The 23,670-nt window shown below is 70.8% G+C and carries 16 protein-coding genes and 2 pseudogenes; 13 read left to right on the plus strand and 5 right to left on the minus strand.

Features of this window, described 5'->3' with window-relative positions; genetic code table 11:
- Window positions 1-167: 167 nt before the first annotated feature.
- Window positions 168-2,258, minus strand: a complete 2,091-nt coding sequence (locus tag PV343_RS01725; RefSeq protein WP_319144939.1) for a SpoIIE family protein phosphatase — start codon at window positions 2,256-2,258, stop codon at window positions 168-170.
- Between the two features lie 470 nt (window positions 2,259-2,728).
- Between PV343_RS01725 and PV343_RS01730 the strand changes: the two genes are divergently transcribed.
- The 5 genes and pseudogenes from PV343_RS01730 (at window position 2,729) to PV343_RS01750 (ending at window position 7,835) form a co-directional block, all read left to right on the plus strand.
- Entirely contained in the window at window positions 2,729-2,956 is a 228-nt protein-coding gene (locus PV343_RS01730; protein ID WP_319144940.1) for a ferredoxin, read from the plus strand.
- Window positions 2,946-4,340 carry an NAD(P)/FAD-dependent oxidoreductase gene (locus tag PV343_RS01735; RefSeq protein ID WP_319144941.1) on the plus strand — a complete coding sequence of 465 codons (1,395 nt, stop codon included), beginning with the start codon at window positions 2,946-2,948 and terminating at the stop codon, window positions 4,338-4,340. The genes PV343_RS01730 and PV343_RS01735 overlap by 11 nt, the downstream gene beginning before the upstream one ends.
- 39 nt (window positions 4,341-4,379) lie before the next feature.
- Window positions 4,380-5,585: a cytochrome P450 gene (locus PV343_RS01740; RefSeq protein ID WP_319144942.1), complete on the plus strand. Its 1,206-nt coding sequence runs from the start codon at window positions 4,380-4,382 to the stop codon at window positions 5,583-5,585.
- 70 nt (window positions 5,586-5,655) lie between these two features.
- Window positions 5,656-6,542: pseudogene (locus PV343_RS01745) on the plus strand (IS5 family transposase).
- A 288-nt stretch (window positions 6,543-6,830) separates the two neighbouring features.
- Window positions 6,831-7,835 (plus strand): alpha/beta hydrolase, encoded by a 1,005-nt coding sequence (locus PV343_RS01750; RefSeq protein WP_319144943.1) that lies wholly within the window; start codon window positions 6,831-6,833, stop codon window positions 7,833-7,835.
- An 11-nt stretch (window positions 7,836-7,846) separates the two neighbouring features.
- Here the strand turns inward: PV343_RS01750 and PV343_RS01755 are convergent, their stop codons facing one another.
- Window positions 7,847-8,020: a hypothetical protein gene (locus tag PV343_RS01755; protein WP_319144944.1), complete on the minus strand. Its 174-nt coding sequence runs from the start codon at window positions 8,018-8,020 to the stop codon at window positions 7,847-7,849.
- 465 nt (window positions 8,021-8,485) lie between these two features.
- On the opposite strand from PV343_RS01755, the gene PV343_RS01760 reads away from it, so the two are divergent.
- Together PV343_RS01760 and PV343_RS01765 are read left to right on the plus strand one after the other, a co-directional pair.
- The gene (locus tag PV343_RS01760) at window positions 8,486-9,415 is read left to right on the plus strand and encodes an NAD(P)H-binding protein (RefSeq protein WP_319144945.1); all 930 of its coding nucleotides are present in this window, start codon (window positions 8,486-8,488) and stop codon (window positions 9,413-9,415) included.
- Between the two features lie 274 nt (window positions 9,416-9,689).
- Window positions 9,690-13,076, plus strand: coding sequence for a S8 family peptidase (locus tag PV343_RS01765; RefSeq protein ID WP_319144946.1), 3,387 nt, complete (start codon window positions 9,690-9,692; stop codon window positions 13,074-13,076).
- Window positions 13,077-13,221: 145 nt separating this feature from the next.
- Here PV343_RS01765 and PV343_RS01770 read toward each other — a convergent pair whose 3' ends face one another.
- Complete coding sequence (locus PV343_RS01770) at window positions 13,222-14,220, minus strand: helix-turn-helix domain-containing protein (protein WP_319144947.1); 999 nt, start codon at window positions 14,218-14,220, stop codon at window positions 13,222-13,224.
- A 526-nt stretch (window positions 14,221-14,746) separates the two neighbouring features.
- Between PV343_RS01770 and PV343_RS01775 the strand changes: the two genes are divergently transcribed.
- Window positions 14,747-15,967: a metallophosphoesterase gene (locus PV343_RS01775; RefSeq protein ID WP_319144948.1), complete on the plus strand. Its 1,221-nt coding sequence runs from the start codon at window positions 14,747-14,749 to the stop codon at window positions 15,965-15,967.
- A 36-nt stretch (window positions 15,968-16,003) separates the two neighbouring features.
- On the opposite strand, the gene PV343_RS01780 is transcribed toward PV343_RS01775, so the two are convergent.
- A complete protein-coding gene (locus PV343_RS01780) occupies window positions 16,004-16,438 on the minus strand; it encodes a contact-dependent growth inhibition system immunity protein (RefSeq protein ID WP_319144949.1) in 435 nt (144 codons plus the stop codon).
- A gap of 125 nt (window positions 16,439-16,563) precedes the next feature.
- On the opposite strand from PV343_RS01780, the gene PV343_RS01785 reads away from it, so the two are divergent.
- A complete protein-coding gene (locus tag PV343_RS01785) occupies window positions 16,564-17,496 on the plus strand; it encodes a hypothetical protein (RefSeq protein ID WP_319144950.1) in 933 nt (310 codons plus the stop codon).
- A 65-nt stretch (window positions 17,497-17,561) separates the two neighbouring features.
- On the opposite strand, the gene PV343_RS01790 is transcribed toward PV343_RS01785, so the two are convergent.
- A complete protein-coding gene (locus tag PV343_RS01790) occupies window positions 17,562-18,404 on the minus strand; it encodes a GntR family transcriptional regulator (RefSeq protein WP_319144951.1) in 843 nt (280 codons plus the stop codon).
- A 273-nt stretch (window positions 18,405-18,677) separates the two neighbouring features.
- Here PV343_RS01790 and PV343_RS01795 point away from each other — a divergent pair, with 273 nt between their 5' ends.
- From PV343_RS01795 to PV343_RS01810, 4 genes and pseudogenes are all read left to right on the plus strand, one after another.
- Window positions 18,678-19,946: an extracellular solute-binding protein gene (locus tag PV343_RS01795; RefSeq protein ID WP_319144952.1), complete on the plus strand. Its 1,269-nt coding sequence runs from the start codon at window positions 18,678-18,680 to the stop codon at window positions 19,944-19,946.
- A 111-nt stretch (window positions 19,947-20,057) separates the two neighbouring features.
- A complete protein-coding gene (locus tag PV343_RS01800) occupies window positions 20,058-21,041 on the plus strand; it encodes a sugar ABC transporter permease (protein ID WP_319144953.1) in 984 nt (327 codons plus the stop codon).
- Between the two features lie 86 nt (window positions 21,042-21,127).
- Entirely contained in the window at window positions 21,128-21,958 is an 831-nt protein-coding gene (locus PV343_RS01805) for a carbohydrate ABC transporter permease (protein ID WP_319145162.1), read from the plus strand.
- 99 nt (window positions 21,959-22,057) lie between these two features.
- A pseudogene (locus PV343_RS01810) lies at window positions 22,058-23,621 on the plus strand (beta-N-acetylhexosaminidase).
- Window positions 23,622-23,670: the final 49 nt, after the last annotated feature.

Consider the following 23,670-nt stretch of genomic DNA (forward strand, 5'->3'; position numbering starts at 1 on the left):
TCTGAAAACGCGGTACTCGGGCAGTTCGAGTCCGGCACATATCGCCCGCTTGTCCTCCAGGGGCCGGTGGGCAGAACCGTGATGATCATGGCGTCCGAGCTGCGCTGCAGCCGCCGCGCGCTTGCCGGCACGGTCGGCTGGCGACGATTCGGGCGACCTTGCTGTCGCTATGACCGCTGTGGGGGACGGGGCGAGGTTGCGGGCGGGAGAGTCTGCTCGGCCCAGACGGTCTTGCCGTCGAGGGAGTAACGGACGCCCCAGGTCCGTGCGAGCTGGGCGATGATGAACAAGCCGCGCCCGCCTTCGTCGACCGTCTTCGCGTGGCGCAGCCGCGGCGCGAGGGCATTGCTGTCGTGGACTTCGCAGGAGAGCGTGCGGTCCTTGATGAGGCGCAACCGCACAGGCGGTGCGCCGTAGCGGATGGCGTTGGTGACCAGTTCGCTGACGATCATTTCGGCGGTGTACGCGGTTTCCTCATCCACTCCCCAATGGCTCAGCTGGAGTTGGGTGTGGTCGCGCGCCACGGCGACAGCTTTGGGATGGTGGTCGAGATGCCACGCGGCGACCTCACCAGCGGGGAATGTGTGGGTGCGGGCGAGGAGGAGTATGACGTCGCCGTGGCGGGTGTCGCTCCGCAGCCGGTAGAGCACGTCGTCGCACAGATCCTGCAGCGGCCGGTCGGTGTGGGCCAGCACCCGTTGGAGTGTCTCCGGGGACCGGGAGGTGGTCAGGAGGGATGGGGTGTAGAAGGCGAGGACGCTGCCGTCGGTGACAGAGACCGTGGTGGCAGCGAAGGGAGGCCCTTCGGTGCTCCCCAGGGGAGGCCCGCTCGGCAGCTGAGGGATCTCGGTACTGCCATCGGGATGGGCGATCACGGGTGGGGGGTGGCCGGCCAGGGCGATGGTGCAGGTCTGGGCGAGCGGGTCGTAGACCGCGTACACGCAGCTTCCCGTAAGCGGCATGGGATCGCCGGGCGGCAGAGCTGTGCGTTCCTGGGCCAGGCTGATGGTCGTGTCGTTGAGGCGGGCGAGGAGTTCGTCGGGCTCCAGGTCGAGCGCGGCCAGGGAGCGCGTGGCGGTCCCTATCTGTCCCAAGGTGGTGGCCGCGTGGATGCCCTGGCCGGCTACTTCGCCGACCACCAGGGCGGTGCGGGCGCCGGAGAGGGCGAATGTGTCGAACCCGCTGCCTCCGCCGGTTTCAGAGGGCACCAGCATGTGCACGGTTTCAACGGTCGTCTGCGTCGCAGGCTCGGGAAGGAGCAGGTGGCGCTGGATGGTCAAGGCGATGGTGTGTTCGCGGGTGTAACGGCGGGCGTTGTCGATGCACAGCGCGGCGTGAGCGGCCACTGCGACGGCGAGGGTGACATCGCCCTGGTCGTAGACGTCGCCCTGGCCGGTGCGGTACAGGCTCATCAGTCCCAGCACGGTTCCCCGCAGCGTCAGGGGCGTGATGATAAGACTGTGGGCACCGGAGGCGAGGATCGCCTCTGCGCGCTGCGGAACGGCCGCCAGCCAGGGCGTTTCGGGGCCCAGGGCGACCAGGCGGGGCTTGAGGTCGGTGAGCGTCTGCGCGTAAGGCGTCGGAAACGGCAGAGCCCGTACATCACCCACCGGATGTGCCTGAACCTGCTCCTCGCCGCCACTGCGGCCGAAGGCGGCACGGCGCAGCGGCATCTCCCGTCCGAGAGGACTCGGCGGAGGTTCCTCGCCACGCACCGCCGCCTCCACCACTTCCACCACGGCGATGTCGGCGAGGTCTGGCACCACCGCCTGCACCAGTTCCTCGCAGGTGGCCACCACGTCGAGGGTCTGTCCCACTCGCTCGCGCACCGAGCCGAGGACGCGCAGACGGGCGCGTACCTTTTCGCGTTCGGTGACATCGAGTATCTCCGTCAGTACCCCCAAGATCCTCCCCTTCGTGTCCTCGAGGCGACATGCCGAGACGGAGACCTGGTACTCCGGCCCCGGCCCGCCCTTCGGACGCACCCCCACCGGTCGCCCCCGTGCGGGCGCGCCGCTCTCCAGCACGCCGCGCAGCATCGCCTCGACCTCACCGGGCGCGGAGAGGTCATACACGTCGGTGAAGTGCCGGCCCATGATCTGTTCAAAGGGCGCTGTGCGCAGGACCGGCGTCATGACGCTGATCCGCAGGATTCGCAGCTCCGTGTCCAGGACCATCAGGCCAGTCGGGGACTGGTGGAACAGCGCTTCCAGTACTGCCGCACCCTCGACGGGCGAAATGGCTTCGTTTCGCGCCACGGCAACCCACCTCCCCTATCCAGCCTGCCCCTGCCTCCTGCGCGCCGCTCCCTCGCATTCCGGGACGTGCCCGAACGTCTGGGCCGAGCAGCCCCTCCCGCCCGCAACCGCGGCCCGACCCACTAGCGGTCGGCCGGTTTGTCACTGCACGTATCGTTCGGCGCCTGTCCGGAGTTCCCGCCGGACCGCCCCATCGGGTCGGTGGTCGCGCAGGTCCACCTCAACGCGGGGGCGAGCGCAGACGGCCGCCCGGGTCGCGCCCGGCCCGTCCGGTGTTGAGGCGGCCGGCAGCGCCTTGTCTCCCTTGAGGTTGGCCGGTCGGGTGCGCATTGGCCTGCCCGGCAGCCTCGCCTTGCGAGCGCCCTGCGCGGAGGCCCATCCTGAGAGAGGCATGCCGACCACCGTATGGACCGAGCGCAGACGGCTGCGGAGCCGGTGGCGACCGCAGCCTCGCAGAGAGCGTGTTCCAGATGAGGCTTGTCGTCGATCTCAACCGGTGTCAGGGATTCGCGCAGTGCGTCTTTCTCGCCCCGGACGTCTTCTCCCTCCACGGCGAAGAGGCGCTGCTGTCCTCCCCTCGCTTCGACGAGGAACAACGTGACCGGGTGGAGAAGGCCGCTGCCGCCTGCCCGGTCCAGGCCATCCTCGTCGACTACTCCGACGAGCCGACCAAGGGTGTGCAGCCTCATGTCGGCTGACACGGACGTCCAGGCCCTGCGGCGCCAGGGCCGCATCGTCGTGGTCGGTGCCTCGCTGGCCGGTCTGCGCGCGGCGGAGACCCTGCGCGAGCAGGGCTTCACCGGGTCGTTGACCATGATCGGCGACGAGCCGTACGAGCCCTACGACCGGCCGCCGCTGTCCAAGCAGGCACTGCTCGGGCGGGCGCGGCCCGAGGACACCGCGCTGCCGCGGCGGCGCGACATCGACGCCGACTGGCGTCTGGGCGTCGCCGCCGGGAGCCTCGACAGGGCCACCAAGCAGGTACGCCTGACGAACGGCGACACCGTCCCCTACGACCGCCTGCTGATCACCACCGGGACCAGGGCACGGCCCTGGTTCCACCCAGAAGAGGCCGCGCTGGACGGAGTGTTCGTGTTGCGCACCCGCGACGACTCCGCACGCCTGCACCGCAAGCTGACCGGCGGCGTGTCCCGGGCGCTGGTGATCGGCGCCGGTTTCACGGGCTCCGAGGTCGCCTCCGCCTGCCGGGAGCTGGGCCTCGACGTCACCGTCGCCGAACGCGGCCCGGCGCCGCTGGTCGGCGCGCTCGGCGGAGTGATCGGCGCGGTCGCGGACCGGCTGCAGCGCAAGCACGGAGTCGATCTGAGGTGCGGCGTCAGCGTCACCGCCCTCGAGGGCGACGACCTGGGACGGCTCAGGCGCGCCCATCTGTCCGACGGTTCGGCGATCGACGTGGAGGTGGCGGTCGTCTCGCTCGGTGCCATGCGGAACACGGAGTGGCTTGCCGGCTCGGGGGTGGCCGCGGGTCCCCGGGGGATCGCGTGCGACGCCGGGTGCCGGGTGTTCGATGTCAACGGCATCGTCACCGACGACATCTACGCCGCCGGTGACGTCGCCCGCAGCCCCCACCCGCTGTTCGACTACCAGTTCCTGGCGCTGGAGCACTGGGGCAACGCGGTCGAACAGGCCGAGATCGCCGCCCACAACATGATCTGTGCGGGTCCGGACCGCCGTCCGCACCTGTGGCTGCCGATGTTCTGGTCCACCCAGTTCGGTGTCAACATCAAGTCGGTGGGTGTTCCCTCGCTGGGCGACCAACTGGTCGTCGCCCAGGGGGCGCTCGCCGAGGCACGGTTCGTCGCGGTGTACGGCTACCGCGGCCGCGTCATCGCCGCGGCGTCCTTTGACGGAGCCAAGTGGCTTGGGTTCTACGAGCAGCAGATCGCGTCCGGCGCCCCCTTCCCGCCGGAGTACCGCTCGGTCGACCGCCGGACCGAGACGTTGGAGCCGATCGACCCGGCCTTTCCCGACCCTCATCTGCCCACCCACGGGCCCACCGTCACGCTGACGGGCCACTCACCGAGCGAGCGGCGTGTCACGTTCGTTCCGTCGCATGCCTGATCACCGGCCCTGCACCGCTCGGAGCCCTTAGGAGTCACCATGACGTCCGGCACCATCTCCGCGCAGATCACCGACTACGCCAATCGGGCCGATCCCTATCCGCTCTACGCGGAACTGCGCAAGCAACCGGTCAGGCGGGAGGAGGACGGCACCTATCTGGTCAGCACCTACTACGAGGTGCGGAGCCTGGCCAACGACCCGCGGATGAGCAACGACACGAGCAACCGTCTACCCGGCTACGCCCGCGTCGGGCGACCGGTGGAGTCCGGACTGCCGCCCAGCTTCATCTTCACCGACCCGCCCGTGCACGACCGGCTGCGCGACACCATCAACCGGCCGTTCGGCCCGCCGCACAGCCCCAGATTCCTCGACGGCCTGCGCGAAGAGATGGCCAAGGTCGTCACCGAACTGCTCGACGCCTTCGAGGGCAAGGACCAGGTCGACATCGTCGAGGACTTCTCCTACCCCCTTCCCGTCACCGCCATCTGCAAGGTCCTGGGCGTGCCGCGCGAGGACGAACCGCGCTTCCACGTCTGGGCCGATGCCCTGGCGTCGTCACTCGACCCCCGCTCCGGCGACGACGGCGGCCCTGAAAAGGCAGGGCGGGCCCGCCAGGACATTGGCGCCTACCTGTCCGATCTGATCGAGACCAAACGCCGCCACCCCGGCCCCGGGATGCTCAGCGCGCTTGCCCCCGTCATGACACCGGCAGACCTGGAGGCCACCGCGGTGCTGCTCCTGGTCGCCGGCCACGAGACCACCGTCAACGCCATCAGCAACACGACCCTCACCCTGCTGCGCCACCCCGACCTCCTCGACCGGTTGCAGAAAGACCCGGACCTGGCCGTCCCGCTCATCGAGGAAGTGCTCCGCTACGAGCCCCCGGTCCAGTTCGTCCCATGGATCACCGCCCTGGCCGACATCGACGTCGCCGGCACCACGATCCCCAAGGGCTCGCCGGTCTGGCTCATGCTGGCCGCGGCCAACCGCGATCCCCGGCGCTTCGAGGACCCCGACCGGTTCGATCCCGACCGCAAGGACAACGAGCACCTGGGCTTCTACACCGGCATCCACTACTGCTTCGGCGCCCCTCTCGCCCGCATAGAACTCCATTTGGCTGTGCCCGAACTCTTCCGCCGGGTCAAGTTCTCCCGGCTGCTCGAGGACCCGCCGCCGTACCGTGCCAACGCGGTGCTGCGCGGCCCCCGCCGCCTTCCTGTGGCGATCGAAGGCCTGCTGGCCTGAGCACCGCCACAAGAGCCGGGAGAACTGGTCCAGAGCGTGTCTCTTTGGTGCGCTCATCAGTTGATCGAACGTGCCTGTCCGACTAGTGATCACTGATGCGATGTGGGACCGGATCGAACCGCTTGTGCCGGCCGACCCGGTCCGCGGACGACGGTGGGCCAACCACCGCCGCACCCTCGAGGCCATCGCATGGAAGTACCGCACCATCTCGCCCTGACGGGACCTGCCCGACGAACTGGGCTCGTACCAGACCGCTCACCAACGACTGATCAAGTGGGCCGTCGACGGCACCCGGGAACAGATGCTCGGCGCCGTCCTCGCGGCAGCGGACGCCGTCGACGACATCCGTGGACCGTGTCGGTCGACTCCACCGTCGTCCGGGCCCACCAGCACGCCGCCGGAGCACTCAGAAGGGTGCGGCAGGTCACAGCGAGCCGGCCGACCACGCGCTCGGACGCTCCCGCGGCGGGCTGAGCAGGAAGATCCACCTTGCCGCAGACGGCCATGCGCGGCTCCTGGCTCTGGCCGTCACGGCGGGCCAGGCTGGTGACGCGCCTGCCTTCGAGACGGTCATGGCCCGCATTCGGGTGCCGGGAACCGGACCTGGCCGGCCTCGCACCCACCCCATCGTGACCCTGGCCGACCGTACCTCCTCATCCCAGGCAATCCGCGGCCATCTGCGCCGTCAGTCGATCCGCGCGGTCATCCCGCAGCCGTCGGACCAGGTCGGCCACCGTCTGCGGCCCGCCCGCCAAGGCGGGCGGCCGCCCGGCTTCGACGCAGATGCCTACAAGCAGCGGCTTCGACGCAGATGCCTACAAGCAGCGCCACACCATCGGACGGTGCACCAACCGCTTCAAGCAGTGGCGCGGCCTGGTCACACAAACCGACAAACTCGCCTCCGCCTACCAGGCCGCACTCCACCTCGCCGCCATCCTCATCCGGACACGACGCTGACCAAAGAGACAGAACCTACTGCTGTGACCGCGAAGGTTCACCGGGTGGGGGATGCTGATCGGTTGGGCCGCCTGAGCGAGCAGCCGGCCTGTCGGTTTCTTCGGCAGGCCATTTCGGATGCGGCGGTGCCCCGCGTAGGGAGGGAGGTACAGCCACAAGCCGGACCCGACGGTGGATCCGCGCCATGGTGCGACCTCGACGCCCCAACGTGACCCGGGCTTCACGCCCTGTCCCGCGGTTGCACCGATGCGCTGCTGAGAGACGATGGGAGGTGGGTGGGCCAGCCGCATGTACCGCTACATCTCAGGCAGGAGGCGCACCATGCCCGCTTCTCGATCCGTCGCAACCCCAGTCCTGGAACCCTCTGCCCGGGAGCTGACGGAGGCCACGTCGCCACATCCGCGCATCTACGAGGTCTCGCCGGAGAACGGCCGCGAGATCCTCGATGGTCTCCAGGAAGGGAAAGGGGTGGCCAAGCCGGCGGTGGACGAGGATTGGGTGACCATCGACGCCGGGCAGTACGGCAACGTCCGCACACGCATCATCCGCCCCCAAGGATCGATGAAAACCCTCCCGGTGATCCTGTACATACACGGCGCCGGATGGGTGTTCGGCGATGAGAAGACGCATGACCGGCTGATCCGCGAACTGGCGGTGGGAGTGGACGCCGCGGTGGTCTTCCCCGTCTACGACAGGGCCCCCGAGGCGAAGTACCCGACTCAGATCGAGCAGAACTACGCGGTCGGGCAGTGGATCCTCCAAAACGGCGGAGAACAGAACCTCGACGCCTCACGGATAGCGGTCTGCGGCGATTCGGTGGGCGGCAACATGTCGACGGTCTTCGCGCTGATGGCCAAGGAACGCGGAGATGTGCAACTGGCTGCCCAGGTGCTGCTGTACCCCGTCACCGACGCGAACTTCGACACTCCGTCCTACCAGGAGTTCGCCGACGGCTACTACCTCACTCGCGACGGGATGAAGTGGTTCTGGGACGCCTACACCTCGGACCCCAAGCAGCGCACCGAAATCTATGCCTCGCCGCTGCGGGCCGACATCCAGCAGCTCCGTGGCCTTCCCACCACATTGGTCATCACCGACGAGGCCGACGTACTGCGTGACGAAGGCGAGGCCTACGCCGCCAAGCTCCGCGAGGCAGGAGTGGACGTCACCGCGGTCCGAGTGCTGGGAATGGTCCACGACTTCCTGATGCTCGACAGCCTCCGCGACTCCAAGGCGACCACGGTCGCGCGCACGCTCGCCATCGAGGCACTGCAAAGAGCACTGCACCCCTGAAGCGTGTCGTATTACGCCGTGAGGCGGATGGGGGCCTCCTGCGGCCGGCCGGCCACGTCCGGGTCCAGGCGTGCCGTGGAGTCGACGCGCAGGCTGACGGTCTCGCTGCCGGTCTCCTCGGCGTCCATGAGGTAGCGCTCCTCGGCGTCCTGTGCTGAGGCGGCAGGCAGGCGGAAGGTGATCATCTCTCCTGGCGGCGGGGAGGGGACGGGTCCGGCCCGCGGGGGTGGCGGAGTGTGGTCAGCGCGCCCACGGGCCGGTGCCCGGACCGTGGGCGAGGCCGGGGAAAGCCGGTGCTGGGAAGAGCCCGCCCCCGGGCCAGAACAACCGGGGGGCGAGCACACCGTTCCCGCCCGGCCCGCAGCCATCAGGCGCGCGGGAACGCGCGGTCCACTCGGGACCTTTCGAAGGTTGCCGACCCCGCCGACAGCCCACCCCCTCGCTGCCGACCGCGTTCCCGTATGCCCCGGCGTGTCACCCCGGCCACTGCACGGACCACACTCCGCGCCGAGCGGTATAGAGGACGGCCTAGGAACCCGAGGCGAACGAACAGGCCGACCTGCTTCACAGACGGTGACGGCCTGGCCCAACGTCGGCGATGCCGGCCGTCTCCGGTTGCGCCGTGGCGGTGCGCACCCCAGTCTGCTCGTATGGACGGCACCCCGGAAGACCGTGCGATGCCCATTCTGGTGACGGGCGCGGCGGGCAGTGTCGGTGCCGTCGGCCGATCTGTGGTCGAGGGCCTGAAGCAAAGGGGCCTGTGCGTCCGGGCCATGGCGCATCGCGAGGATGAGCGAGCGGGGGCGCTGCGCACGATGGGAGCGGAGGTCGTCGTCGGAGACCTGACGCGCGCGGTCGACGTTGCCGACGCCCTGGCCGGTTGTGGACGTATGTACTTCGGTATGGGTGTGTCGGCACAGTATCTGGAGGCTGCCGTGACGGCAGCGGCCGTCGCCCGCGCGTACGGACGCCTGGAAGTGTTCGTGAACATGTCGCAGCTCACTGTCTCGGAGATGGATCTCACCAGCACCTCTGAGTCCGCGCAGCAGCGGCAGCACTGGTTGGTGGAGCAGGTCCTCGGCTGGTCAGGCCTGCCCGTCGTCCAGATCAGGCCCACTGTGTTCATGGAGAACCCGCTGTTCCGTGTCGGCTTCTCCTCGATCGCGAAGAACGGAAGCATCAGACTGCCCTTCGGCCGGGCGAAAACCTCCCCTGTGACGGCTAGGGACGTCGCCGCGGTGGTTGAGGAGATCCTGGCCGATCCGTCCCCGCACATCGGCCGAATCTACGAGCTGACCGGCCCGCGCTCGGAGGACGCCGCCGTCATGGCGGCAGAGCTTTCCACAGCTCTGGGACGACCGGTCAGGTACACGGACGTCCCGCTGCAGGAATGGATCAACGATGATCTCAGACCGCTGGGGCTGCCGGACCATGCCTTTCAGCACATCTCCACCATGGCTCGTCTTCACGCCGAGAATCGGTACGACCGGAAGGCGGACGGGGTCGAGCAGGTCACCGGGCGGCCTCCATCGGGGGTGGCCGATTACGTCCGCGACAACCCCAGCCTGTTCAGCCTCTGAACCCTGTCCCAGTCGTGCGGTGTACGCCCCCTCCTCCAGCATGTCCAGAATCCGCAGGCAACATCACGGGATCACGTTCGGTTGAGATACGGGATCTCCGGCGGCCGGCTCGACACCACCCGGGGAGCGGCTCGATCGGTTCGTCTATGAGCCGCCAACGTGGCCACGTTTGCCCGCTTTATGGAGTATAGGAGTTGGCGCATAGGTGACTTGACGCCTGGTGGACAGGGCAATCTGCTGACCTCGGCACTTGACGGCACCACGCTGTCCTCCCATGAGAGACATGAACAACAAGTGGCGCCGCTGGGTCCGCCCTCCCCGGCCTCGGCATACGGCGGCGGCCGCCGCCCTCGTGGCGCTCGTGGCCGGTCTGACCGCCGCCCCTGGCGCCGCCCAGGACCTCGGCCCGCACACCGGGCGAACGGAAGCCGCCGCGCGCACCGGAGCGGCCCGGTCGCCGATCATCTCCCGGCATCAGCTCACCCTGATCACCGGCGACCGCGTCACGCTGGAGACGGACACCTCGGGCAAGCAGAGTGTGTCGGTCGAGCCCGCCGAGGGCCGCGAACGAGTCGCGTTCATCAAGCGCCAGGCCGGTCGCGACTGGACGGTCATACCCGCCGACACGCTCCCGCTGCTCGCGACGGGCCGCCTCGACAAGGCGCTGTTCAACGTCTCCGCCCTGGTCCGGGGCAAGTACGCGCAGCGCTCGAGCCTGCCGCTGATCGTCGAGTACGCCGGTGACGCGGGCACCGCCCGGCGACAGCTGACCGCTGCCGGTGCCGACACCGTCCGCCCCATCGGTGGGACCCCCTTCGCGACCCTCGGCGAACACCGCGCGGACGCAGCCGGGTTCTGGAAGGGCATCGCCCCCGGCCGGGCGGACGCCACGTCCTTCGGAGCAGGTGTGCGCCGGGTCTGGCTGGACGGCCGCTCGAGGATCCAGCTCGACAGCACGGTGCCGCGCATCGGGGCCCCGCACGCCTGGGAGAAGGGCTACACCGGCACCGGCGTCAAGGTCGCCGTGCTCGACACCGGTTACGACCCCAACCACCCGGACCTCAAGGGCCTCGTCACCGAGTCCGCGAACTTCACCACCGAGCCGAACACCGACGACCTGAACGGTCACGGCACCCATGTGACCTCCACGGTCGCCGGTTCCGGCGCGGCCTTCGACGGCCGCTACAAGGGTGTGGCACCCGGCGTGCAGATCCTGTCCGGCAAGGTGTGCACCGCGGACGGCAACTGCGACAACTCCGACATCGTCGAGGGCCTGGCCTGGTCCGCCCAGCACGGCGCCAAGGTGATCAACCTCAGCCTGGGCGACACGGACACACCGGAGACCGACGCCCTCGAGGCCATGGTCGACACCGTGAGCCGTGACTACGGCACGTTGGTCGTGGCCGCGGCCGGCAACAGCGGTCCCGGCAAGGTCTCCTCGCCCGCCTCCGACGACCGGGCGCTGGCCGTCGGCGCGGCCGAGGACGACGACGACCTCGCCGTCTTCAGCTCGGTCGGCCCGCGGGTGGGCGACTCCGGCCTCAAGCCGGACATCATCGCCCCCGGCGTCAACGTCGTCGCCGCGAGGGCGGGCGGCACCACCGCCGACGACGGCTATGTCGCGATGAGCGGCACGTCCATGGCCACGCCCCATGTGACCGGAGCCGCCGCCATCCTGTTCCAGCAGCACCCCGACTGGACGGCGGAGCAGGTCAAACGCCAGCTGATGCAGTCGGCGACCGGCGCCAAGGAGCACGGCGCCTACTTCCAGGGCGCCGGACGCGTCGACGTCGCCCGGGCGGTCGACCAGGACGTCACCGCCGACACCACCGCACTGGGCTTCGGGCTGATCCGCTGGACGGACGGCAAGCGGCCTCCGGTGACCAAGACCATCACCTACCGCAACCCGGGCGCCGCACCGGTCACCCTTCGGCTGAAGGACAACCCGAGCAGCGGGAAGAAGGACGTGCCCGCTCCCGCCGGGCTGTTCCGGCTCAGCGCCGACACGGTCACCGTGCCCGCGCACGGAACCGCGGCCGTCACCCTCACCGCGACCCCGGAAGCCACCACGACGTACGCCGCCTACAGCGGCGTGGTGACCGCGAGCACCGCGGACGACCGGGTGTCGGTGCGCGTCCCGTTCGGCATGGACGTCGAGCAGCCGTCCTACGACCTGCGCATCGGGATGAAGAGCCGCACGGGCGCCGCCCCCGACAACGCCTACCTGCTCGTCAACTCGGCTGACGGCAAGGCGTACGAGGTCGAGGCGCTCGGCAAGAGCAGCACGGTGGTGCGACTGCCGAAGAACACCTACTCGGTGAGCGGCTTCTACTTCGACGCCTCCTTCACCGAGGGCACCATCGTCGGCGTACCGAAGGTCGTGATGAGCGCCGACCGGCAGGTGACCATCGACGCCCGCAAGGCGAAGCCCGTCACGGTGTCGGCACCGAGCCGCTCCGCACGCATCATGTCGGCCGAGATCGGCACGATCAGCATGGCCGAGCAGCTGCTCTCGGTCACCATGTACAACGCGATCGGCACGGATCACATCGACGGCGTGTACGCGGTGCCGACGGACCAGTACAAGGACTCGAAGTTCACGTACCTCGTCACCAGTATCTGGGGCGAACCGGCCGGCGCGGACGGGAACCCCGCCTCGGTCTACTACCTCACGCGACCGGTGCACGGCGCCATCCCGGCGGATCCCGCCTACAACCCCCGCAAGTCGGAACTGGCCAGGGTGAACAGCACGTTCGCCGCCACCACGCCGGGAACCACGGCCACGCGCATCGTGTGGACGTACGTCGGCAACGTCCGCTTCAGCGGCCGGGCGATGGAGGGGATTCCGGTCCCGGCCCGGCGCGTCGACTACTTCTCGGCGGCAGACGGCCTGCGCTGGCAGACGGCCTTCGACCAGAACAGCTTCCTCGATCCGGACGCGCACGGGCAGAGCTATCTCAGCGACCTGCACGGCTACAAGGCCGGCTCCCAGGTCGACGAGCGCTGGAACGGCGGGATCCAGGCCGTGGGCCTCTCGTCCCAGATGGCCGCCTTCCGTGAGGGCGACACGATGTACCGGCCCTTCCAGTCGGCCGCGAACGGCAACCTCGACCTGGTGGCCGACACCACGTCCGGCCTGCCCGAGGTGAAGCTGTGGCGCAACGGTGAGCTGGTCTCCCAGGACTGGAGCATGAGCGACGTCCCGGCCGACGCCACCCCCGCCGACTATCGTCTGACGGTCGAGCACAACCGTGACATGGCCCCCAGTTCCGTCTCCACGAGTGTGCGGGCGGAATGGCGGTTCCGGTCGCAGACCACGGCGACCCGGCAGGCGCTGCCGCTGTACGCGGTCCGTATGTCGCCGAAGCTGGACGAGTGGAACCGGGCCAAGGCCGGCCGCAAGCTCGACATCCCGGTCCTGATCCAGCGGACGGCCGGCGCCCCGGCGTCGCCCATCCGCGTCTTCACCACCGAGGTCTCCTTCGACGAGGGGAAGACCTGGCAGTCGGTGCGGGTCAAGGGCTCCGGCATGGAGCGCACCGTGACCGTGGAGCACCCGCGCCGCGCTGCGGGCGGCTCGGTCAGCCTGCGCGTCCACGTCGAGGACGCGGCGGCCAACTCCTTCAAGGAGACCGTCATCAAGGGCTACCTGCTCAAGTAGCCGCCTTCGCGTAGTAGCCACGTCCTCGAGTAACTGTTTCCGCGAGTAGCGCAGCCCGGCCGCAGCGGCCGGACGAACGGGGACAGGGCCCGCCGGACACGTCCGATGGGCCCTGTTCGTGTGCGTTGCGGCGTCCGCCGTACTCTCAGAGCCAGTCGCGGCGGGCCGCGTGCCAGCCCAGCTGCATCCGGGTCGCGACGCCCGCCAGGCTCATCAGGCCCTGGATACGCCGCTGGACGGTGCGCTTGCTGACCCGCAGCTGTCCGGCTATCGCCTCGTCCGTCATACCGGCGACCATCAGGGAGAGCAGGTGCCGGTCCTCCCCGACCGGCGAGGCGGCATCCGTGGTGCCGGCGCCGCCGATCTGGCCCTCCTCGGTCACCCGGAGCGGGGCACCGATCTCCCAGTGGTGTTCGAACAGGGCGATGAGCGCGTCCAGCAGGCTGCTCTCCCGCACCACCGCGGCCCGCAGCTCCCTGGGGTTGCGGGACGTGCCCGAGGCCGCCAGCGGCAGGATGGCCACCGAGCGGTCGGCGATCGCCATCCGCAGGGGCAGCAGAGGCACCGCCCGGGCGACCTCTCCGGCGCACACGCCCTTGACGACAAAGTCCACCGAGTCGGGGTCGTCGAAGTACGCCTGCTCGTACAGGGCCCGGTAGAGCACGCCCCGGTCCAGCGCGTCGAACTCCTCCTGATTGCTCTCCGGTGACATGGCCACGTACTGGGCCTTCACGAACCACATCATCTCGCGGCCGGCGCCGTCCTGGAGCTGCCGCAGATGCTGGCGCAGTGCCGCCGCGCCGGTGATGATCTCGACGGCCTCGCCCGTGCTCCGGGCCCATGCGCTGCGGCGGTGTGTCTCCGCCAGTTCGTAGACGGCGGCCCGGGTCTGTTCCAGGGCGTCGAAGTGGCGTTGGAGCCGGGGCATGAGGGCCACCTGCGGCGGCACGGCCGTGAACCATTCGGGACTGTCCTCGACCACCGACGCCAGGCCCTTGTGCTCCAGCGCGCGCAGCAGCAGCCGCGCGGTGACGACGTCGAGGGCCGAGCGGCCGGAGATGTCCTGAGCGGACGCCGTCCCGGTGGCGACCAGAAGGCGGTACACCTCGCTCTCGTCGGCCGTCAGGCCCACCGTCTCCAGCATGTCGCCACCTTTCTCACCATCCTGGCCGCCTCCGCCCCGGCTTCCCGTGAGGGAACGCGGTGCACCCGGCGGATGTTCCACCAGCCCCTGCGCCCAGGCACCACGACGGTTGTCACCGGCGATCCGGTTCACCGTGACGGGGCGGTGCCGTCAGCATCTGGTGGCTGCGGCTGGGCTCCGCCCACGCAAAGGCTGTCCCCGAACGCAGGAACCCCCGTCACCACCTGGCCGACGGGGGTTCCTCAGCTGTCACGTTCCTGTCACCAACACCATCGACGCACCTGGACCCGGCGTGTACCACCAACAGACGAAGAACCTGCTGGTGAGCTACTCGCCGAAGTAGCTGGCCTTCTTCTAGACGCCCGCCGCGTGCGAAAAGGCGCCTGAGCCGGGTCTCCACCCGTCAGGCGCCTTTCCGTGCGCGTCCCGCGCCCCCGAGGGGCCGCGCCCGCCGACCGCCGGTCCGGCCGCTTCGAGGGGGACCGGATACAGTGCGCGGGACGGCAGCCCGGTCAGGAGGGGAAGCGTGACCGACACCAGCGACACCCGGCCCGCCGAGGGCGAGACGCAGGCGCCGCGGCCGAGCAGGCTGCACCGCCTGATGCGCTACATCCCCATGATCGCCCCCGTCCTGCTGTGGGCCGTGCCCTGCTGGGTGCTTCTGTACGGCGGCCAGCAGTGGCCGCCGGCCGTCACGATCGTCGGCACCACCCTGTTCGTCCTCGGCCTCGTCGGTATGCCGCTCGCGATGACGCGCGGCCACGGCCGGCGCCAGCAGGACCGGGCGGCGATCATCGGCGACACCCTGCTGGGCACCAGCTGGATCCTGTTCACCTGGTCCGTCCTGTTCGGCGTCTTCCTGCGGCTCGCCCTGACCGTGGCCGGCGTCGGCGGAGGCCAGGACCGGGCCCGGATCGTCACCTGGGCCGTCCTAAGCGTGGCCGCCGTACTGCTCGCTTGGGGTTACGCCGAGGCCCGCCGCGTGCCCCGCGTGCGCCGGCTCGACGTGCGGCTGCCACGCCTGGGGGCCGGGCTGGACGGCCTGCGCGTCGCCCTCATCACCGACACCCACTACGGTCCGCTCGACCGCGCCCGCTGGTCGGAGCGGGTGTGCGAGACGGTGAACTCGCTCGATGCCGACCTGGTCTGCCACACCGGCGACATCGCGGACGGCACGGCCGAGCGCCGCCGCGCCCAGGCCGTCCCACTCGGCACCGTGCGGGCGACCCACGCCCGTGTGTACGTCACCGGCAACCACGAGTACTACAGCGAGGCCCAGGGCTGGGTCGACCTGATGGACGAACTGGGCTGGGAACCGCTGCGCAACCGCCACCTGCTGCTCGAACGCGGGGGCGACACCCTCGTGGTCGCCGGCGTGGACGACGTCACCGCCGAGTCCTCCGGCCTCGAGGGCCACCGCGCCCACCTCGCCGGTGCCCTGCACGGCGCCGACCCCGACCTGCCCGTCCTGCTCCTGGCCCACCAGCCCAAGTTCGTCGACCGGGCGGCGGCCGCGGGCATCGACCTCCAGCTCTCCGGTCACACCCACGGCGGCCAGATCTGGCCCTTCCACCACCTGGTCGGCATCGACCAGCCCGCCCTCGCCGGCCTCAGCCGCCACGGCGCGCGCACCCTCCTCTACACCAGCCGCGGCACCGGCTTCTGGGGCCCGCCGTTCCGGGTCTTCGCCCCCAGCGAGATCACCCTGCTGGTACTCCGCTCCCCGCAGTCGCCCACCTCGCCGTAGCGCTGGGCGGGCCGAGGCACCCACGCCGCCGGCAGGTCAGCCCGGGGTATCGGTCCCCGCCGCGAAGCGGGCGAGTTCCTCTGCCGCGCCGCGAGGCAGGGCGGCGACTTCGGCCTCGGGCAGCCGGGTGATCACGGCTCGCAACCGCGCGGCGAGTTCCGGCAGCAGGGTCCAGGCGGCGGGCGGGGCGTTGACGGTGGCGAGCAGCAGGTCGCCCTCGTAGAAGTAGGCGTCGAGCAGCGGTTCCTCGATCAGCAGGCGCACGGCGAGTGGGAGGACGTACGGGAGGGCCACCCGCTGCGCCACGAGCGTGCGCAGGTCCGCCGCTCCGAGCGCGCCCAGGGGCACGCGCCGCAGTTCGTGCACGGTGCGCACCAGCCGGGTCGCGTCAGCGGCCGGGGGCGTCCATCGCGGCGGGTCCAGTTCGTCGAGCGTGCGGTCGAGGTGCAGCAGATGGTCCACGCGGCCCATTCTCGCCCCAGTGGGCGGGTGCGCGGGCGTCGTGACGGCCGGCCCAGGGCGGTCGTCCGCCTCACGGCACCAGCCACCACCCGCCAGCCGCCAGCCGCCAGCCGCCAGCCGTCTAGGGTCAAGGGATGCGGCGCAGCGATGCCGGGCGGGACGACGGCCCGTGGGTGGGGCTGTCCCTGGACGTGCGGGACCGCCGCCGGCCGGGGCTGTGCGTGTTCAGCGCGGGGCGGCGGCTGCTGCTCTCCCAAGGGGAGCGGCCCGTACTGCTCGCCGATGTCGACGTGCGCCACGAGGGCGTGGACTTCTGGCGCACCGACGAGTACCGCTCCTTCGTCCCGCCGCTGCGTGCCGAGACGGGCCGTGTCCTGGCGGGCAGCGCGGAGCGGTGGGCCCACCGCTTCGCGGGGTACCTCGCCGACTCGCCGGACAGCCCGTTGCACGACGGCAGATGGCTGCTCTCGCACGAGAGTCCGTTCAGGCGGTGGCGGCACGCCGGCACCTCGCACGCCGAGTACTGGAGCTCGATGCTCGTCGAAGGCCATCCCGACGGGTACATCGACTGGTTCCTCCACTCCGGCTCGTGGGAGGTTCTCCCGCTGCGGCCCATGCCCGGCACGGACGACAGCCGGGTCAAGGCGTACCGCAAGCAGGCCCGCGAGGGGACGCTTCCGCCCGTTCTCCTGTGGTGGGTCAGCGGCCTCGACTGCCATCTGGTCCTGGACGGCCACGCGCGGCTCGCCGCGGCGATCGCCGAGTCCGTCGAACCTCCGCTGCTGCACATGCACCGCACGGTGTCGCGCGACGACCTCGCCGCAGGCGTCGATGACGCGGTGGGAGCCTACGAGGACGAACTGGCGCGTTTCGCCGGACTCCGCGCCGTCCACGGTCCCGCCGTCCCGGACGGCGCCGCCACGGCCGGGCCGCGGCTCGCCCGGCGCCTGCGCGACCTGGACGCGGCGGTACGCCCCACCTGGGCCTGGCCACTGCCCGGCGGAGAGGAGCGATGGCGCGGTGTCGCGCACCAGGTGACCGGCGGCCGGGAGTGGCCCCGGACCTGAGTCACACCGGGTCCTCGCGGTGAGGGGCCGGTACCCCATGCCTCACGAACCGTCCCGCACATGTCTCACGAACCGTCCTGCACCACCCCGTGCGTGGAGAAGGCGATCGGGTCGCCGTGGGTGAAGTCGCCCGGGGGGATGCCGGGGTGGTGGCCCTCGGGGGACGGTGGGGGTTCGGCGCGGGGGCCGAGGGTGAGGCGGGAGACGATGCGGTAGCGGTCTCCGCGATAGATCGAGTGGACGTATTCCACCGGGCGGTCGCGAGTGTCGGTGGTGAGGCGTTCGAAGAGCAGGGCGGGGGACAGTTCCGGCACCTGGAGCAGGTCGGCCTCGGCGCGGGTGACGACGGTGGGCTCGATGGACTGCACGGCTTCGCTGACGTGGACGCCGTGTTGCTCGCGCAGGTGCTCGTACAGGTCGCCGTTCTCCAGCTCGTCACTGGTCAGGTCGGGCAGCAGGTCCGCCGGCAGGTGCAGGTGCTCGATGGCGACGGGCGAGCCGTCGACGAGCCGGAGCCTGGCCACGTAGCGGATCTGTGCGGCGGGGGACATGCGCAGCTTGCGGCCCACCCGGGCGCCGGCGGGCAGGGTGCAGAACTCCAGCAGGCGGCTGGTCCAGGTGCCCTTGGCCGGAGGAAGGCTGAACGCCTGTCGGCCGGAGACGAGTTCCTGGGTGATCTTCTCGGCGGCGACGTACATGCCCCGGCCGTGGCGGCGCACCAGCAGTCCGGCGGCGACCAGTTCGTCGACCGCGGCCCGCAAGGTGGGCCGGGACACGCCGAGTTCGGCACACAGGGTGCGTTCGGAGGGGATGGCGTCTCCGGGGCACCGTTCCTCGATGAGGCCGAGGATCGCGTCACGGACCCGCTCGCGTTTGAGCACCGTGCCGGGGGCGGCGTCGATCTGCATGCGGGGCTCTCGTTCGTCTCGGGGCGGGCACTGGTATGGGACCTGACCATAACTGGTCAGGTGGTCAATCGGGAATAGCCGCGCCTTCACGTGCGATCAGGCCACCGGGTGGGCCAGGTGGCCCGAAATACGGTGTGTGCGTGGGGGGTTGACGCTGCTATTGGTCTATGCCACCTTCATCCGACACCGGCTGGTAAACCACTGGTGAGGCCAACTGGTCAACTTGCCATCTGAGTGTGCTCCGTCCGTCTTCGGGTCTTCCAGAGGTGAACCATGAAGTACCGCTCACTCGCCCCGCTCGGCGCCCTGCTGCTGAGCGTGTGTCTCACCGCCTGCTCCTCCTCCGACGGCGGGTCGCAGGGAGCCGCGGGGAACAAGACGGTCCTCGACGTGTGGCTGATGCGGGACAGCGTCTCGGCCGCCTTCCAGAAGCAGTTCGAGGCGGGTTTCGCCAAGGCCCACCCCGACATCGACCTGAAGATCCAGATACAGGAGTGGGAGGGCATCGGTGAGAAGGTCACCGCCGCCCTGGCCAGCAACGACGCCCCGGACGTGATCGAGGTCGGCAACACCCAGGTCGCCCAGTACGCACAGAGCGGCGGCCTGAGCGACTTCACCGGCGAGGTGGACGAACTCGGCGGCAGCACCTGGCTCAAGGGCCTGGCCGAGCCCGGCAGGTTCGACGGCAGGCAGTACGGCATCCCGTACTACGCCGCCAACCGCGTCGTCATCTACCGCACCGACCTGTTCCGGAAGGCCGGGGTGGACGCCACCCGGATCAGGACGCGTGACCAGTGGATCGCCGCCACCGAGAAGCTCGACCGGGGCGGCACCCAGGGCATCTACCTGCCCGGGCAGAACTGGTACGCCCTCGCCGGCTTCGTCTGGGACGAGGGCGGTGACCTCGCCGTGCGGTCCGGCGGCGCCTGGCAGGGCGGACTCGACAGCCCCGGGGCCCTGCGGGCCATGGACTTCTACCGGCGGCTGCAGGCCCTCGGCAAGGGCCCCAAGGACTCCGACGAGGCCCGGCCGTTGCAGGCGGAGGTGATGGCCAAGGGGCAGGTCGCACAGATCATCGCCACCCCGGGCGGCGCCGGTGTGGTGGTGCAGAACAACCCCGCACTCAAGGGGAAGCTCGGCTTCTTCCCCATCCCCGGCAAGCAGGCGGACACGCCCGGCGCCGTCTTCACCGGCGGCTCCGACCTGGTGGTGCCGGCCGCTGCACCCCACCAGAAGGAGGCGCTCACCTTCATCAGGGAACTCGCCGGTGACGCCTGGCAGAAGAAGCTGGCACTGGCCATGAGCTACGTGCCGAACAAGACGACGCTCGCGGGCTCCGTCTCCTCCGATCCGGGTGCGGCGGCGATGGCGGTGGGCGCGGCCCAGGGGCACGCCACCCCCAACACGCCGCAGTGGGCGGCGGTCGAGGCCAAGAACCCGATCAAGGAGTACATGACCGCCGTGCTCACCGGGAGCGACGAGAAGTCCGCGGCCGCCAAGGCGTCCCGGACCATCGCCACCACCCTCAACAGCGGCTCCTGACCCACACGCGGGCCACGCTCCGGCCGTTCCCCGGCCGGCACCGGCCGCCGCAGGCCACGGCTCCGCCCCCGGCCGGAAGCCGTTCGCCCCCCCACGAACGAAGGAGGCGCCGTGTCGATCGTCCGTGAGCGGAGTGTGCCGCGCTCCGTCCCCCGCCGTCCGCCCCGGCGCACCCGAGGGCGAGCGGGCGCCCACGGCAGCGGCCGACGGGGGTCCGTCTGGCCGTACGCCCTGGTCGCGCCCGCCGCCCTGGGCATGCTGTACCTGCTGGTCTACCCGCTGGCGCGGGCCGTGGTGATCTCCTTCCAGGATTTCCGGCTGCGGCAACTGATCCTGGGCCACGCCCGGTTCGTGGGGCCGCGCAACTACCGGACGCTGCTGTCCGACCCCCGCTTCTGGGAGGTGGTGCGCCGCACGTTCTTCTTCATGGCGGTCAACGTGGTGGCCATCATGGTCCTCTCGACCCTGGTCGCCCTGATGGTCGAACGGCTCGGCAGGTTCGGCAGGACCGCGGTCCTCAGCTCGCTGGTGCTGGTCTGGGCCGTGCCCGTGGTCGCCGCCACGACCGTCTTCCAGTGGCTGTTCCAGTCGCAGTTCGGCATCGTCAACGAGGCCCTGACCGGACTGGGGTTCACCTCGTTCGCGGGCTACCCCTGGTTCGCGCACGGCGGCGCCGCGTTCGCCATCGTCGTCGTGCTCATCGTCTGGCAGTCCGTGCCGTTCGCCGCGATCACCCTCTACTCGGCGCTGACCACCGTGCCGGCCGAGCTCTACGAGTCTGCGCGCCTGGACGGCGCGGGCGCCACGCGTGTCTTCCGCTCCGTCACCTTCCCGCTGATCCGGCCGATCTTCATGCTCGTGCTCTCGCTCGAAGTGATCTGGACCTTCAAGGCGTTCGTCCAGATCTGGGTGATGACGCGGGGCGGCCCCGGCGACGCCACCACCATCCTGCCGGTGTACGCCGTGCAGACCGCCCTCGCCGACCAGCGCTACGACCTGGGCTCCGCCGCCTCGATGGTCACGGTGCTGCTGATGAGCGGCGTGCTCGTCCTCTACTTCCGCCAGCTGTTCCGTCAGGAGGGGGAACACCTGTGAGCACGCCCCGCCCCCGGACCGGTGCGCCCGCGGCACCGCTCCAGCCGCACGGCACACCGTCTCGCCGACCGCACGGCAGGCCCCCGCTGCGGCGCACGGCAGGCCGTCTGGCCCTGAACGGGGCCGCCACGTGGACCGCGGCCGTCTGCCTGTTCCCCGTGTACTGGATGGTCTCGACCGCGTTCAAGCCGTCCCGCGACATCCAGTCGTACCACCCCCGTCTCGTGCCACGGCACTGGACGCTCGACCACTTCCGGCGGGCCGTGGACGCCGACGGATTCGCCCTGTTCTGGCGCAACAGCGTGCTGGTCACGCTCGCCGCCGTGCTGCTCGCGCTGGTCGTCGCCCTCGGCGCCGCGTACGCCGTCGCCCGGATGAAATGGCGCGGCCGGCGCCAGTTCATGCTCGCGGTGTTCATCGCGCAGATGGCGCCGTGGGAGTCGCTGATCATCCCGGTCTACATCATCTCCCGCGACACCGGCATGCTCGACCGGCTGCCCACCCTGACCCTCGTCTACTTCATGATCACGCTGCCGTTCACCGTGGTGGTGCTGCGCGGCTTCATCGCCGGCATCCCGCCGGAGCTGGAGGAGGCCGCGCAGGTGGACGGCTGCACCCGTCCGGGCGCCTTCCGCAAGGTGGCCCTGCCCCTGCTGGCGCCCGGTCTCATGGCGACCTCGCTGTTCGGGTTCATCACCGCCTGGAACGAGTTCACCTACGCCAACTTCCTGATCATCAAGGAGCAGGACAAGCGCACCCTGCCGGTCTGGCTCTCCTCCTTCCAGACCACCTTCGGGACCGACTGGGGCACCACCATGGCCGCCTCCACCCTCTTCGCCCTGCCCGCGCTGTTCGTCTTCCTCGCCCTGCAGCGCCATGTGACCTCGGGCCTCGCGTCCGGAGGCGTCAAGGGCTGACCCGCCGACGCACCTCCCTGACGCACCCCGTCCCGCGCCCCGCCGACGCCCCCCGACGCACCCCCGTCCCGTGCCCCGCCGACCACCGGAGACACAGCCGTGGACCTGCACCGCCCCCGCCCCGCCCTGGTCCCCCGTCCTCGCAGGCTCTCCGTACGCCCCGGCCGCTTCCGGCTCGACGACACCACCCGGCTGCGCGTCACCCCCGGAGCCGAACCGGCCGCCGCCCTGCTGCGCACCCCTGCTGGCGCCCGCCACCGGGCTGCCCCTGACCACCGCCTCCGACGGCACCTTCGTCCTCGTCCTGGACGCCGCCCTGACGGGGTTGGGCGAGGAGGGGTACGGCCTCACCGTCAGCCCGCACGGTGTCCTGCTGCGCGCCGGCCGCCCGGCGGGGCTGGCGCACGGCGTGCAGACGGTACGTCAGCTCCTCCCCCACCAGGTGCTGTCCGACGCACCCCGGCCGGGCGTGCCCTGGGAGCTGCCCGCGGTGGAGATCACGGACGTGCCCCGGCACTCCTGGCGCGGCGCCCTGCTCGACGTCGCCCGCCACTTCCAGCCCGTGTCCTACCTGCGCCGCTACGTCGACCTGCTCGCCCTGCACAAGCTCAACGTCTTCCATCTGCACCTCACCGACGACCAGGGCTGGCGGATGCCGGTGACCGCCTACCCCCGGCTCACCGAGGTCGGCGGACGGCGCGCCCGTTCGATGGTCGGCCCGGCGGGCAGCGACCGCTTCGACGACGAGCCGCACGGCGGCTTCTACACCCGCGCCGAACTCGCCGCCCTGGTGGCGTACGCGGCCGTGCGCGGGGTGACGGTGCTGCCGGAGGTCGGGGTGCCCGGCCACGTACGCGCCGCGCTGGCCGCCCACCCCGAACTCGGCAACTCCCCCGAACGGCGCCTGGACGTGTGGACGCACTGGGGGGTGTGCGAGAACGTCCTCGGCGTCGGCGACCACGTCCTGGACTTCGTCCGCACGGTGCTGGACGAGGTGATGGACGTCTTCCCGTCACCGCACATCCACATCGGCGGCGACGAGTGCCCCACGGCCGAATGGGAGACGAGCCCGGCCGCGCTCGCCCGCGTCGCCCGCGAGCGGCTGCCCGGTCCCCGGGCGCTGCACGGCTGGTTCATGGACCGCGTCGCCGGGCACGTCGTCCGCGCGGGCCGCCGTCCCGTCGCCTGGGCCGAGCACGGCAGCCGGCTGCCCCCGGAGTGCACGGTGATGAGCTGGCGCGAGTCGGCGCACACCTGGTCGGCCGCGCGCCGCGGACACGACGTCGTGCACGCCGACCACCGCGCCACCTACTTCGACTACGCGCGCAGCCCGAGCCCCCTGGAGCCGCCGGCCCAGCCCGGTGTCGTCGTCGACCTGCGTACGGTGCACGACCTGGACCTCACCCCGCCGAAGCCGGACCCGCGGGCCGAGGCACGGGTCCTGGGCGCTCAGGGACAGCTGTGGACCGAGTTCGTCACCACGCCCGGCCACATCGAGTACCTGTCCTTCCCGCGCCTGTGCGCGCTCGCCGACCGGGTGTGGGACGGGACCGCCGACTGGCGGGACTTCACCACCCGGCTGACCCGGCACGAGGCGCGCCTGGACACCCTGCGGGTCCCGCACGCCACGCCCCCACCGCGCCCCACGCACGCCACGGTGTGAAGCCGCGCCGCCCCACGCTCCGCCGCTTCCGCCTCCGGCTCCACAGCAC

The sequence above is a fragment of the Streptomyces sp. WI03-4A genome, assembly GCF_033792105.1.
Taxonomy (GTDB): Bacteria; Actinomycetota; Actinomycetes; order Streptomycetales; family Streptomycetaceae; genus Streptomyces; species Streptomyces collinus_A.